Source organism: Pseudooceanicola onchidii (assembly GCF_004959925.1).
Classification (GTDB): Bacteria; Pseudomonadota; Alphaproteobacteria; order Rhodobacterales; family Rhodobacteraceae; genus Pseudooceanicola; species Pseudooceanicola onchidii.
In genome coordinates this window covers 104,877-118,479 of the sequence record NZ_SPUW01000001.1, presented here as the reverse complement: position 1 = coordinate 118,479, position 13,603 = coordinate 104,877, and the positions used below count along the sequence as shown (strand labels likewise).

Annotated in this window: 13 protein-coding genes; 7 read left to right on the top strand and 6 right to left on the bottom strand. The window is 65.9% G+C overall.

The annotated features are described in order from the left end of the window. Positions 1–33: 33 nt before the first annotated feature. Positions 34–1,134 (bottom strand): 3-isopropylmalate dehydrogenase, encoded by a 1,101-nt coding sequence (leuB, locus tag E4S58_RS00555; protein WP_136634380.1) that lies wholly within the window; start codon positions 1,132–1,134, stop codon positions 34–36. 94 nt (positions 1,135–1,228) lie between these two features. After that, positions 1,229–2,134: a LysR family transcriptional regulator gene (locus tag E4S58_RS00550; protein WP_136634379.1), complete on the bottom strand. Its 906-nt coding sequence runs from the start codon at positions 2,132–2,134 to the stop codon at positions 1,229–1,231. Positions 2,135–2,224: 90 nt separating this feature from the next. Between E4S58_RS00550 and E4S58_RS00545 the strand changes: the two genes are divergently transcribed. Continuing rightward, positions 2,225–3,127, top strand: coding sequence for a Rossmann-fold NAD(P)-binding domain-containing protein (locus E4S58_RS00545; RefSeq protein ID WP_136634378.1), 903 nt, complete (start codon positions 2,225–2,227; stop codon positions 3,125–3,127). Here E4S58_RS00545 and E4S58_RS00540 read toward each other — a convergent pair. Both E4S58_RS00540 and E4S58_RS00535 read right to left on the bottom strand, forming a co-directional pair. Then, on the bottom strand, positions 3,088–4,056 hold the full coding sequence (locus E4S58_RS00540; protein ID WP_240789419.1) for an endonuclease/exonuclease/phosphatase family protein: 969 nt from the start codon (positions 4,054–4,056) through the stop codon (positions 3,088–3,090). The two genes, E4S58_RS00545 and E4S58_RS00540, sit on opposite strands and share 40 nt — an antisense overlap. A gap of 50 nt (positions 4,057–4,106) precedes the next feature. Further along, positions 4,107–4,919 carry a hypothetical protein gene (locus E4S58_RS00535; protein ID WP_338101485.1) on the bottom strand — a complete coding sequence of 271 codons (813 nt, stop codon included), beginning with the start codon at positions 4,917–4,919 and terminating at the stop codon, positions 4,107–4,109. Between the two features lie 481 nt (positions 4,920–5,400). Here E4S58_RS00535 and E4S58_RS00530 point away from each other — a divergent pair, with 481 nt between their 5' ends. After that, positions 5,401–5,940, top strand: a complete 540-nt coding sequence (locus E4S58_RS00530; protein WP_205965335.1) for an isopropylmalate isomerase — start codon at positions 5,401–5,403, stop codon at positions 5,938–5,940. Between the two features lie 22 nt (positions 5,941–5,962). Here the strand turns inward: E4S58_RS00530 and leuD are convergent, their stop codons facing one another. Together leuD and leuC are read right to left on the bottom strand one after the other, a co-directional pair. After that, the gene (gene leuD / locus E4S58_RS00525; protein ID WP_136634376.1) at positions 5,963–6,568 is read right to left on the bottom strand and encodes a 3-isopropylmalate dehydratase small subunit; all 606 of its coding nucleotides are present in this window, start codon (positions 6,566–6,568) and stop codon (positions 5,963–5,965) included. Beyond that, complete coding sequence (gene leuC / locus E4S58_RS00520) at positions 6,568–7,974, bottom strand: 3-isopropylmalate dehydratase large subunit (RefSeq protein WP_136634375.1); 1,407 nt, start codon at positions 7,972–7,974, stop codon at positions 6,568–6,570. Before leuC ends, leuD begins: the two co-directional genes overlap by 1 nt. A gap of 467 nt (positions 7,975–8,441) precedes the next feature. On the opposite strand from leuC, the gene E4S58_RS00510 reads away from it, so the two are divergent. The 5 genes from E4S58_RS00510 (at position 8,442) to E4S58_RS00490 (ending at position 13,601) form a co-directional block, all read left to right on the top strand. After that, positions 8,442–9,755, top strand: a complete 1,314-nt coding sequence (locus tag E4S58_RS00510) for a mechanosensitive ion channel family protein (protein WP_136634374.1) — start codon at positions 8,442–8,444, stop codon at positions 9,753–9,755. A 56-nt stretch (positions 9,756–9,811) separates the two neighbouring features. Continuing rightward, the gene (gene rsfS / locus E4S58_RS00505; protein ID WP_136634373.1) at positions 9,812–10,270 is read left to right on the top strand and encodes a ribosome silencing factor; all 459 of its coding nucleotides are present in this window, start codon (positions 9,812–9,814) and stop codon (positions 10,268–10,270) included. Between the two features lie 7 nt (positions 10,271–10,277). Next, positions 10,278–10,748 (top strand): 23S rRNA (pseudouridine(1915)-N(3))-methyltransferase RlmH, encoded by a 471-nt coding sequence (gene rlmH, locus E4S58_RS00500; RefSeq protein ID WP_136634372.1) that lies wholly within the window; start codon positions 10,278–10,280, stop codon positions 10,746–10,748. 181 nt (positions 10,749–10,929) lie between these two features. Continuing rightward, positions 10,930–12,447 (top strand): 2,3-bisphosphoglycerate-independent phosphoglycerate mutase, encoded by a 1,518-nt coding sequence (gene gpmI / locus E4S58_RS00495; protein WP_136634371.1) that lies wholly within the window; start codon positions 10,930–10,932, stop codon positions 12,445–12,447. Then, entirely contained in the window at positions 12,444–13,601 is a 1,158-nt protein-coding gene (locus tag E4S58_RS00490) for a murein hydrolase activator EnvC family protein (RefSeq protein WP_136634370.1), read from the top strand. The genes gpmI and E4S58_RS00490 overlap by 4 nt, the downstream gene beginning before the upstream one ends. The last annotated feature ends 2 nt before the right edge of the window (positions 13,602–13,603 follow it).

Genomic DNA, 13,603 nt, shown 5'->3' with positions numbered 1-13,603 from the left:
GTGTCGGCCGTGGCCAGACACCGCCATATCGCCTCAGAGCGACGCGTCGAGCGCCTTCAGCACCGCGTCGCCCATTTCCACCGTCGTCGCGGGCGTCACGCCCTCTTCGTTCAGCAGGTCCGCCGTGCGGATGCCCTCGGCCAGAACCGAATTCACGGCCTGCTCCAGGCGGGTCGCTTCGTCGCCAAGGTCGAAGGAATAGCGCAGGGCCATGGCGAAGGACAGGATGCAGGCGCAGGGGTTGGCCTTGCCCTGACCGGCGATGTCGGGGGCGGAGCCGTGGACGGGCTCATACAGGGCCTTGGGGCGGCCGTTCTCCATCGGCGCACCGAGCGAGGCCGAGGGCAGCATCCCGAGCGAGCCGGTGAGCATCGCGGCGAGGTCGGACAGCAGGTCGCCGAACAGGTTGTCGGTGACGATGACGTCGAACTGCTTGGGCCAGCGGGTCAGCTGCATGGCACCGGCGTCGGCGTACATGTGGGTCAGTTCGACCTCGGGGTAGTCCTTGCCGACCTCGGTGACGACTTCGCGCCAGAGGATGCCCGACTCCATCACGTTGGCCTTTTCCATCGAACACAGCTTCTTGCCGCGCTTCATGGCCAGATCGAAGGCCGAGCGCGCCACGCGGTCGATCTCGGACTCGGTGTAGCGCTGCGTGTTGATGCCGACGCGTTCGTTGCCTTCCTCGAAGATGCCGCGCGGTTCGCCGAAATAGACGCCGGAGGTCAGTTCGCGGATGATCATGATGTCGAGGCCTGCGACCACGTCCTTTTTCAGCGACGAGAAATCGGCCAGCGCGTCAAAGCACTGGGCCGGACGCAGGTTCGAGAACAGGTCCATCTCCTTGCGCAGACGCAGCAGTCCACGCTCGGGCTTCACCGAGAAGTCGAGTTTGTCGTACTTGGGGCCGCCTACGGCACCCAGAAGCACCGCGTCGACCTCCTGGGCTTTCGCCATGGTGTCGTCGTGCAGCGGCGTGCCGTGCTTGTCGTAGGCGCAGCCGCCGACGAGGTCTTCGGTGACGTCGAACTTGATGCCGCGCTTGTCGCCGAACCAGTCGATGATGCGGGTGACTTCGGCCATCACCTCGGGGCCGATCCCGTCACCGGGGAGAATGAGAAGCGAGTTGGTCATGATCGGCGTCCTTTTCCGTGCGCGGGGGCCAAAAGCCCGTCAAAAGGGGCGTAAACCGACCGCGCGGCAGGGTCAAGGAACGCCGGACGCAGGGTCAGCCTTGCGGATCAAGGATCGGCGCCAGCCCCTCTTGCAGGATGCGCCAGGCGAGGGCCACGCGGGGGGTGCGACGCAGGGTTTCATGGGCCGCCAGCCAGACCGGAAGGGGCGGGATGGGCAGGTCGGGAAACAGCTCTTCGACCTCGGGCGTGCGGCGGGCGACGGCCTTCTGGGCAAAGCCGATGCCGTTGCCGGCGCGGACCAGTTCCCAATAGGTCAGCTGGTCGTCGCAGCGCAGGGCGAAATCGTCACGGGTCACGGGCAGCCCCATGTCGCGCATGCTGCGCAGGATCAGGTCAGAGCGTTCGAACCCGATCAGGTCATGCTCCAACAGCGCCTCGGGGCCCTTGGGGCGGCCGCGCCTGTCCAGATAGCTGGTCGCGGCATAGGTGCCGATCGGCAGCACACCGATCTGCCGCGTCACGATATCAAGCTGGTCGGACCGGTACATCCGGATCGCGATGTCGGCTTCGCGAAACAGCAGGTTTTCGGTCGTGTCCGTGGGCAGCAGGACGATGTTCATCTCGGGCGCGGCGGCCCGCAGGCGGGCCAGGATGGGCGGCAGGTGGTGGAAGGCCACGATTTCCGACGCGGTGATGCGCAGCGTGCCCGCCAGGTCACGGCTTTCGCCTGCCATGGCCAGCCGGATCTCGCCCGAGGCATCGGCCATGCGGCGCGCGGCTGGCAGGAGCGCGCGACCGTGTTCGGTCAGGTCCAGCCCGCGGGGCTGCCGGGCAAAAAGCGTCAGGCCGGTCTCATCCTCAAGCCTCCGGACCTGGCGGCCGAGGGTCGGCTGCGACTGGCCAAGCTGCCGGGCGGCCGCGGACAGCGATCCGGTTTCGGCCACCGCGACGAAGACCTGCCAAAGCGACCAGTCAAGGGGGAGGTTCCGCGTATCCATTCAGATATGAATGTCCAGGCTTCTATTTTGGTGAATTTCAATACCTGCGTGAATACCAAATACTCAGGGTCAGAGACAAGGAGATTTCCCATGACCCATCCTTCTACCGTCCTTATCCTCGGTGCCACCGGCAAGTTCGGGCACCATGCCGCGCAGGCCTTCGAGACCGCCGGCTGGTCCGTCCGGCGCTTCGACCGCAAGACCGACAATCTGACACCGGCGGCCTCTGGTGCCGACGTCATCGTGATGGGCTGGCACCCGCCCAGCTATGAAACCTGGGAGGCCGAGCTGTTGCCGATGCATTCGGCGGTGATCGAGGTCGCCAAGCGCACCGGCGCCACGGTGATCGTCCCGGGCAACGTCTATGTCTTCGGCCCCGACGCGCCGGAGGTCTGGAGCGAGACGACCCCGAAGCTTGCGACCAACCGGCTGGGCCGCCTGCGCATCGAGATGGAAGAGATGTACCGCGCCGCGGGCGTCCGCACGATCCTGCTGCGCGCCGGCGATTTCCTGGACACCCGCGCCAGCGGCAACTGGTTCGACAGGTTCATCGCCAAATCCGCCGCGCGTGGGTCGATCGCCTATACGGGGCCCGCCGACGTGCCGCACGCCTGGGCCTTCCTGCCCGACATGGCCCGCGCGGCGGTGATGCTGGCCGACCGGCGCGATAGCCTGGAGGCCTACGAAGACGTGCCCTTCGAGGGCTATACCCTGACCGGGCAGCAACTTGCCCGCGCCATCGGGAAAGCCCTGCACCGCGACGTGCGGCTGACCCGGTTCGGATGGTGGCAGTTGCGCCTTCTGCGCCCGGTCATGCCCGTGCTGAAGGGCGTGTTCGAAATGCGGTACCTGTGGGACATCCCGCACCGGATCGACGGGACGAAACTGGCGCGGCTATGTCCCGGGTTCGTGCCGACCCCCCTGCCCGTGGCCCTGCGCGCCGCGCTGGCGCATCAGTTGCCTGAGGCCGCGGCTGATCGGCTGGCCGCCTGATCCAGATCGACCCAGATCAACCGGTGGCGGCTGGCCTGCGGGTCGGCCGCCATCACGCCCGAGGCGACCACCGGAAGATCGACCGCGGGCAGGATGTAATCGACCCGAAGCTGCCCCGGCCCCGGCGCGGGCCAGTCGACGGTTGGCTGATCGCGCAGACCCGGCGGATCGGTCAGGCGCGGGTCAGCCAACAGGGTGCGGATGGCCAGGTTGCGCCCGTCCCCGCCCTCGGGCGCGAGGTTCGCGGCGCCGATCAGGACCGGCCGGTCGGGCGGCGCTCCAAAGGCCCCGTCCAACCGGTGGCGCCAGAAGATGACCTCGTCATGGTTGCGGCGCCCGTTGCGATCCTCGGGGCCGTCAAAGACCGGGGGACCGGCGTGGAAGATCATCAGGGTCACGGGGGGTGCGCGGGCGGGGGTCACCACAACTTCGACATGAGCGACCGTTGCCAGCCGCTGAACCGCCGCCCCCTTGGCCGCTGAGCCTGTGTGTCCGGTGTAATCGATGATCAGGCTGCCCGGCAGGTCACGCCACAGGACCGTCGAATGATCGCGTGTCAGCGCGATCGGGTGGCGCGACAGCACGGCCAGACCGCCCTGCCCGCCAAACCGCCCATACCCCTGCGCGTCATCGGCCATGCCCAGCCGCCCGTCGCCATCCAGGTCCACCCCAGTGTCGATCCCCTTGTTGGGGCGTATCGCGATCATGTGCGGATAGGTCACGCCGTCCTGCACCAGCAGATCGCGCAGCGCGCCAAGCGTGACCAGCCCGTGATCATAGTCGACATCTGCCAGCACGACGACATCGGCCCCCGCCTGCACCAGCCCTGCGGCCACGGCGCTGACCTGCGGGTCGCCTCTCAGGACGTCGCGCAGCAAAAGCCCCGGCCCCTTGCGCGACAGGTCGGTGTGCCAAAAGGCCAGACGCAACGGATCGGCCGCCAGGGGCGCCGACCAGAGACACAGCAAAAATAGAAGGGTCAGACGGCCTGCAGACCGTCGTCGCTCGCCTCCGCGTAGGTGCGGCGGCGCTTTTCCTCGATGATGTCCGCCACGCGGGACAGGGCCACGCCACGGATGATCAGGTTGGCCGGGACAAAGGCCCATAGCGTCATCACCCAGATCAGGGTGTGCGGATTGCCGATCACCGACATGTCCAGCAGCGACCCCGCCAGTTTCACGAAAGCTGGCAACAGGAATGGCAGAAGAAACCCTAAGACGACGTTAATCACCGCATCGCGCTTGAGGCGGGTCAGGACGTCGCCACCGCCCGTGGGGTCGAACAGCGGCAGGTTGATCCAGACGTTGAACGCGCCGTAGCGTACGGGCCAGCCGTAGATCCGCACGAGCACGCCGAAGGACACGAGCCCCACCAGCGCCAGCACATAGGCGATCCCGGCGGCATCGCGCACCATCGACACGGTTTCCGCCGTGGTGCCTTCGGGCAGGGCCAGCAGCACGAGCCGGACCGGAGAGAACGGGAAGTCGATCGCATGGGCCATCAGGCTGGCCAGCTTCATCAGCAGGACCGCGATCGGCGTCTCAAGCGCATTGCCTGAAAAGTGCACCGTCAGCATCAGGACCATGGCGAACAGGGTGAAATACCGCAGTCGGTTGACCGGCGGGGCAAACCGGAATTCCAGGATCGACGGGAACTGGGAATAGTATTCGGCAAAGGTGAAGGCGCCGGCGGCCAATGCGACCAGAACCACGACCTGCGCCGTGTCCGCGCCGACATCCGGCAACAGAAGCGATGGTGTGGCGATCGCCAATGCGATCAGAAGGGCGCGCAAGAACGCACCTGTCATACGGACGATCACTGCTCTTTCCCCTCAAACTGGCCCGGAGCGATGCGTTGCCGCTCCTGTATCCCAACTTGATGCCGCATGTGCGGTGCCTCATTATTGCCCTAATCTTGCCGTCTTCGCGCCGTGTGCTCAAGACGTGTTCCCATAAGAGGCTGAAAATCGGGCAATTCCTTGGCCCAACTGGTGCGTTCTTGCATCAATAGGGGCACGAAAAAGGGGCCAAAGGACCCTCTTTTACTAAATATTGTGGTCCACCCCGACAGGGCACATAGGCAAACTTGCCGTCACCCTGAAACCGTCGACAGCGCGAAATCGCCGGATCGACACAACCGCCAAGCGAACGGCATTTTGCCATTGCGCCGCCGACTCAGCCGGCTAGCTTGCCGCCATGCGCCCTGTAGATATCTCTCAAATCCTTGATTGTGCGTCGAAAAGCTGGTCTCCGGCCATCGGCGACCCGACGTTCATGGGTTGGCTGACCGTGTCGGCCTACTTCGTGACGGCCATCGCGTGTTTTCGCGCCATGCGGGCACGCGAACGTGACAAGATCTTCTGGGGGCTGCTGTTCGTCGTCACGGCCTTCCTGTGCGTGAACAAACAGCTGGACCTGCAGACGGCGCTGACCGCCACCGGGCGCTGCGCCGCGCGGCTGCAGGGCTGGTACGATGACCGCCGCACGGTCCAGACCGCCTTCATCCTCGGGATCGCGACACTCAGCCTGCTGATGCTGTTCGTCAGCTTCGTCTACCTGTTCCGCAGTCTGCCGCGGGTCGGGGTCGCCTTTGTCGGCCTGGGCTTCCTGCTGACCTTCGTGGTGATCCGGTCGCTCAGCTTTCACCACTTCGACGCGCTCATCGGATCCACGATCCTGGGGGCCAAGGTGAACTGGATACTCGAGCTGTCGGGGATCGCACTGATCCTCGTCAATGCGCTGGTGGCGTTTCAGCGTCGCCCCACCCGCCGGATCCTGTCCGACGGGCGTAGCGCGCCGAGGGAGGCGGTCTGACGCCTCCCCCGACTTCGTGTCGTCAGACCCAGGGACGGGCCTGGGCTGCCGCGGTTTCAAAGGTGTCGATGGCCGACACCTTCTCAAGCGTCAGGCCAATATCGTCGAGCCCTTCGATCAGGCAATGCTTCTTGAACGGGTCGATGTCGAACGAGAAGACTTCGCCGTCCGAGGTCGAGATCGTCTGCGCCTCAAGATCGACTTCCATCCGGGCATTGGCGCCCTTTTCCGCGTCCTTCATCAGCACGTCGACCTGTTCCTGCGGAAGCACGATCGGCAGCATGCCGTTCTTGAAGCAGTTGTTGTAGAAGATGTCGGCGAAGGAGGTCGAGACGATCACCTTTATGCCGAAATCCGCCAGCGCCCAGGGGGCGTGTTCGCGCGACGATCCGCAGCCGAAGTTGTCGCCCGCCACGATGATCGAGGCGTCGCGGTACTGCGGCTTGTTCAGCACGAAATCGGGGATCTCGTTGCCCTGACGGTCATAGCGCATCTCGTCAAAGGCATGCACGCCCAGGCCGGACCGCTTGATCGTCTTCAGGAACTCCTTGGGGATGATCATGTCGGTGTCGATGTTGACCAGCGGCATGGGCGCCGCGATGCCGGACACTTTTTCGAACTTTTCCATTACATCATCTCCCGCACGTCGGTGAGTTTACCGGTCACGGCCGCAGCCGCCGCCATTGCCGGGGACACGAGGTGCGTGCGGCCCTTGTAGCCCTGACGCCCTTCGAAGTTCCGGTTGGAGGTCGAGGCGCAGCGTTCGCCCTCGGCCAGCTGGTCGGGGTTCATCGCCAGGCACATGGAACAGCCCGCAAGGCGCCATTCAAAACCGGCCTCCTTGAAGATGTCGGCCAGCCCTTCCTCTTCGGCCTGCGCACGGACGAGGCCAGAGCCCGGAACGACCATGGCGCGCATGCCGTCCTTGATCTTCTTGCCCTTCAGGATCGCGGCCGCGGCGCGCAGATCCTCGATCCGGCCGTTGGTGCAGGACCCGATGAAGACGGTGTCGATTTCGATGTCCGACAGTTTCTGGCCCGGCGTCAGGCCCATGTATTCGATCGACCGGCGTGCCGCGTCGACCTTGCCGCCCTTGAACGACTCGGGCGCGGGGACCACGGCGTCGATCGGCAGCACATCCTCGGGCGAGGTGCCCCAGGTGACAACCGGTGCGATGTCTTCGCCCTTGATGGTGATGACCTTGTCCCAATGCGCATCGTCATCGGAATAAAGCGTCTTCCACCAGTCCAGCGCGGCCTCGAACTGTGCGCCCTTGGGGGCATGCGGGCGGCCTTTGACGTAGTTGAAGGTGGTTTCGTCCGGCGCGATCAGGCCGGCGCGGGCGCCGCCTTCGATCGCCATGTTGCAGACGGTCATCCGGCCTTCCATCGACAGATCGCGGATCGCTTCGCCGCAATATTCGATGACATAGCCGGTGCCGCCGCCGGTGCCGGTGGCGCCGATGACGGACAGGGTGATGTCCTTGGCGGTCACACCGGGGCGCAGCTTGCCGGTGATCTCGACCTTCATGTTCTTGGACTTCTTCTGGATCAGCGTCTGGGTGGCCAGCACGTGTTCGACCTCGGACGTGCCGATGCCGTGGGCGAGCGAACCGAAAGCGCCGTGGGTGGCGGTGTGGCTGTCACCGCAGACGACGGTCATGCCCGGCAGGGTCCAGCCCTGTTCGGGGCCGACGATGTGCACGATGCCCTGGCGGACATCCGACACCGGGTAGTAGTGCACGCCGAACTCCTTGGCGTTCTTGTCGAGCGCGGCCACCTGGATGCGGCTGTCTTCGTTCATGGTATCCGCATTGTCGCGGTCCAGCGTGGTCGGCACATTGTGGTCCGGCACGGCGATGGTCTTTTCCGGCGCGCGCACCTTGCGGCCCGACATGCGCAGCCCTTCGAAGGCCTGCGGGCTGGTGACCTCGTGCACGAGGTGGCGGTCGATATACAGAAGGCAGGTGCCGTCCGCGTCTTCGGATACGACATGCGCATCCCAGATCTTGTCATAGAGCGTCTTGGGGGACATGGGTCCTCTCCCGTTCTTTGGCTGTGTGAATACTTGGCTCGGGGACGTGCGTGCGCCGTCACGGCTGCACGCGGCGCGGACTCATAGCGAGGCCAGCACCGTGCGGGCGGCACCGTAAAAGCGCCAGGGCAGGCGCGCGCGGTCGTCCATGTCGAAAATCCGTGTCATGCGGTTGAGATACTACTGTCGACCGAGTCCCGCAAGGGTCTGACGCAGGTGCCGCCTGCAGCGACGGGTTCGCCGGATCGACGGGGGGCCGACGAAGCATCCGCCAAAAAAAATCGAGCCAGTGCCGTCAGGACGGCAGCTCGACAAATGGTCAGGTTGGGCCGATCAGCCCTTGCGTCGGCGCACAAGTCGCAAGACGGCCAGTGCCAACAGCATCAAGTAAGCAAAACGCCCCCCGACCCAAAAGCCTTGCTTTCCCGTGCCTTGCTGCCGACACTTCCCAGCAGGAGGGGCTGCCCATGAATGACACGGTCGAGGTCGCGCAGGACATCGCGCAAAGCCTGTATTCACAGGCCGAGGTCTTTCTGAACGGGTTGCTGCGTCCGTGGAATGCCTACCAGATCCTGATCGCCATCGGGCTGGTAATCGCGGCCGCGATCCTGACGAAGGCGATCGGGCCACGGTATCACGACTGGCTGAGGACACGCGACGGCTGGCCCAAGTGGCGGCTGCGGGCCGCGCTGTTGGTGCACCGACGGATGCGGCTGCTGATCTTCGTTGCGTTGATCTGGCCCGTCATCTGGATCATGCGCGAAGTCACCTGGCCGTCGCGGTCCTATCTGCTGGGCGTGATCGGCAGCCTTGCCTTCGCCTGGCTGGTCATTGCGCTGGCCACCCGGATCATCGCCAACAATGCCCTGCGCAGCATCGTTCGGGTGGGTGGCTGGATCTGGGTGACGCTGGTGATCCTTGGCCTCACCGACGAGGCGCAGGCACTGTTCACCAGCATCGGCATCGGGATCGGCGAGACCCAGATCACGCTCTGGATGGTGCTGCAGGCGGTGGTGCTGCTGACCGCGCTCTTCACGGTCGCGCGGTTCCTCAGCCACGCCTCGGCCGCCAACATCAGCCGGGTCGAGGACATCAGCCCATCGATGCGGGTGCTGGTGGTCAAGTTCCTGCAGCTGCTGCTGTACGGGCTCGCGCTGTTCATCGGGCTGAAAACCGTGGGCGTCGATCTGACGGGTCTTGCGGTGCTGTCGGGCGCGATCGGCGTGGGCCTGGGCTTCGGCCTGCAGAAGGTGGTGTCGAACCTGGTGTCCGGCATCATCATCCTGCTCGACAAGTCGGTGAAGCCCGGCGACGTGATCTCCCTCGGGGAAACCTTCGGCTGGATCAATTCGCTCGGGGCACGCTACGTGTCGGTCGTCACCCGCGACGGCAAGGAATACCTGATCCCGAACGAGGACCTGATCACCGGACAGGTGGTCAACTGGTCGCATTCGGATGATTTCGTCCGGCTCGACATCTATTTCGGCACCGCCTACGGCGACGATCCGCACCTCGTGCGCAAGGTCGCGATCGAGGCCGCGCAGAGCGTGGACCGGGTGCTGGGCCACAAGGCCCCGGTCTGCCATATCGTCGGCTTCGGCGACAGTTCGGTCGACTACATCCTGCGCTTCTGGATCCGCGACCCCACGGGCGGGCTGACCAACATCCGGGGCAATGTCTACCTCGCGCTCTGGGACGCGTTTCAGGCGCATGGCATCTCGATTCCCTTCCCGCAGCGTGAGGTGCGGGTGCTGAACGATCCGGCGAAAGCGCCCGATTGACGCCGATGCGCCGCGGGTTCATTGAAAAGACATCGGCGCGATGTTACCTTTGATCCATGTCCAGCGCCGGGACTCAGGCGGCGCGCCACAAGGAGGACAATGTCCTGTCACTTCAACTTGCAGCGGCAGACACCGCTCCCAAGGGCGCCGCGATGACGGCGCATGACCAGTCGATCAGCGAATCCCTGCTGGAGCTGATCCTGACCTCCCTCGACGACGACAAGGCCGAAGACATCGTGCAGATCGACCTGCGCGGCCGGTCTTCCATGGGCGACTTCATGGTCGTCTGCTCCGGGCGCTCCTCGCGCCAGGTGGCCGCGATCGCGGAAAAGCTGGTCGACCGCATCAAGCAGACCTACGGCTTCACCGCGAAGATCGAAGGCAAGGAAACCGGCGACTGGGTCTTGATCGACACCGGCGACGTGGTGGTGCATGTGTTCCGCCCCGAGGTGCGCGAATTCTACCAGCTTGAAAAGATGTGGATGCCGTCCAAGTCCGACGCCACCCACGCCTGACGCCCGCGTGAAACTGACGATCTGCGCCGTCGGGCGCCTGCGCAAGGGGCCCGAGGCCGATCTGATCGACGACTACCTGACCCGCGCGACCCGCACGGGTCGTGCCCTCGGGCTGGGCCCCGTCACGGTGACCGAGGTCGAGGACAAGAAGGGCAGCGGCATGACGGCCGAGGCCGCACTGCTGGATCGCGCCCTGCCCACGAACGCCCGGATCATCGCGCTCGACGAACGCGGCACCCTGATGACATCGCCGGAGTTTGCCGACTTGCTGGCGGGCTGGCGGGATGATGGCACGCAGGACACCGCCTTCGTCATCGGCGGCGCGGACGGGATCGACCCCGCGCTGCGCGCCCGCGCCGACCACAGCCTGTCCTTCGGCAAGATGGTCTGGCCGCACATGCTGGCCCGCGCCATGCTGGCCGAACAGATCTACCGCGCCACCACGATCCTGGCCGGGTCGCCCTATCACCGGGTGTGAGCCGCGCGCGCCCTCAGGCCCTCTACTTCCGCCCCTCTTCTTCTGGTCGAAAATACCTCGGGGTGAATGAGCCCGCACGGGCTCATGAGGGGCAGCGCCCCTTGCGCTTTGCCTCAGAGGCACCTTCACCCCCGCGCCCATCCCCGCTAAACAGGCCCCGAAAAAGGCCGGAGCAGTCAGCATGAGCACACCGAAACCCGTCGTCCTGTGCATTCTCGACGGATGGGGCCTGTCCGACCGGACCGAGGCCAACGCCCCGCATCTGGCCGACACGCCGACCTATGACCGGATCATGGCGACCTGCCCGAACGCCACGCTGGTGACGCATGGGCCGGACGTCGGGCTGCCGCGCGGACAGATGGGCAATTCCGAGGTGGGGCACACCAATATCGGAGCGGGCCGGGTGGTGGCGATGGACCTGGGCCAGATCGACCTGGCGATCGAGGACGGGTCGTTCGCCCGTAACGACGCACTCACCGCCTTCATCGACAAGCTGAAAGCCAGCGGCGGCACGGCCCATGTCATGGGGCTGATGTCCGACGGCGGGGTGCATGGGCATGTCGACCACATCAAGGCGGCGATCGCGGCCATCGCCGGGGCCGGTGTGCCGGTGGCCTTCCACGCCGTGACCGACGGGCGCGATGTCGCGCCCAAGTCCGCCTACAGCTATCTCTCCGACCTCGAAGACGCGCTGCCGGAAAATGCCGCCATCGCCAGCCTCTCGGGGCGCTACTACGCGATGGACCGCGACAACAGGTGGGACCGCGTGGCCGAGGCGCATGCCGCCATGATCAACGGCGCGGGTCAGAAGTGCGCCACGGCCCATGCGGCCATCACCCGCGGCTACGAGAACGGCGAAACGGATGAATTCATCACCCCCACGGTGATCGGCGGCTACAGGGGCGCGCAGGACGGCGACGGTTTCTTCTGTCTCAATTTCCGCGCCGACCGCGCGCGCGAGATCCTGAGCGCCGTGGGCGAGCCGGGGTTTTCGGCCTTCGACACCGGGCCGCGCCCCGACTGGGCGGCGCTGCTGGGGATGGTCGACTACTCCGAGGCGCATAACGCCTACATGACCACCTGCTATCCCAAGCAGGAGATCGTGAACACGCTTGGCGAATGGGTCGCGAAACAGGGCAAGACCCAGTTCCGGCTGGCCGAGACCGAGAAATATCCGCATGTGACCTTCTTCCTCGATGGCGGGGTCGAGAACGTGAAGGCGGGCGAAGACCGGTTCATGCCCCTCTCGCCCAAGGTCGCCACCTATGACCTGCAGCCCGAGATGTCGTCGGAAGAGGTCACGGACCAGTTCGTCGCCGCGATCGAAAAGGGCTACGACCTGATCGTCACCAACTACGCCAACCCAGACATGGTCGGCCACACCGGGGATCTGAAGGCCGCGATGGCGGCCTGTGCGGCGGTGGATCGCGGGCTGGCGCGCGTGCTGGCGGCGCTGGAACAGGCGGGCGGCGCGATGATCCTGACGGCCGATCACGGCAATTGCGAGGTCATGGTCGATCCGGTGACCGGCGGGCCTCATACCGCGCATACGACCAACCTGGTGCCCGTGGCGCTGATCGGCGGACCGGCGGGCGCGACCCTGCGGGCCGGGCGGCTGGCCGATCTGGCCCCGACGCTGCTGGACCTGATGGGGCTACCCAAACCGGACGAGATGACGGGGGAAAGCCTGATCGCATGACCCGCACCGCCCGCCTTCTTGCCCTGATCGCTGCGCTGGTCCTTGCACTGGCGCTGCCCGGCGGGCTGCGGGCGCAAAGCGACACGGCGGCGGCGGCCACGGCGGCGATGCAGGCGATCGAACGGGCGACGGCGATGCTGGATGCGGCGGACGAGGCGCCGGACCGGGTCGCGGCGCTGACCGAAACCACCCGCGCCTTCGAGGACGGGCTGGCCGCGATGCGCGAAGGCCTGCGACAGGTGTCGGCGCGCGAGGCCGTGCTGGCCGCCGACCTGGCCTCGCGCGACGGAGAGATCGCGCAGCTTCTCGGCACGCTCGAGGTCATGGGCGGCACCGGAACACCGGTGGTCTTCCTGCACCCCTCGGGCGCGGTCGGCACGGCCCGGTCGGCGATGATCGTGGCGGATGTGTCGCGCGCGCTGGATGCCCGCGCCGCCCAGCTGCGTGGCCAGTTGAACGAGGTGCGCGTGCTGCGGCAGCTGCAGGAAAGCGCCGCACGCACGCTGGCCGACGGCCTGCGCGGCGTGCAAGAGGCGCGCACGGACCTGAGCCAGGCCATCGCGGATCGCACCGACCTGCCACGCAAGTTCACCGAGGATCCGATCAAGACCGCGCTTCTGATCGCCTCGACCGAGACATTATCTGCCTTTGCCTCGGGGCTTGCCGACATCACCGACAGCGAACGCGACCTTGACCTGCCGCCGGTCACCGCGCGCAAGGGCGATCTGCCCCTGCCCGTGCAGGGCCGTGTCCTGCGCCGCGCCGGAGAGGCCGATGCCGCCGGGATCACCCGCGCGGGCGTCGTGCTGGCCACCCGCCCCCGGGCCCTTGTGACTTCGCCCACGGCGGCGACCATCCGCTATCGTGGTCCGCTTCTCGATCTTGGAAACGTGATCATTCTTGAGCCCGAAACCGGCATTCTTTTCGTGTTCGCCGGACTGGACGTTGTCTATGGTGCCTCGGGTGATATCGTGGCCGCGGGCGCGCCGCTTGGTCTGATGGGGGGTGACGACCCCGATCTTGACGCGCTGTTGACGGCGGACGGGTCGACGGAAGGCTCTGGTAACGGGCGCAGCGAAACGCTCTATATGGAAGTCAGACAAGACAATACCCCGCAGGACCCCGCAGCGTGGTTCCGTGGCATCGAGGAATGAGG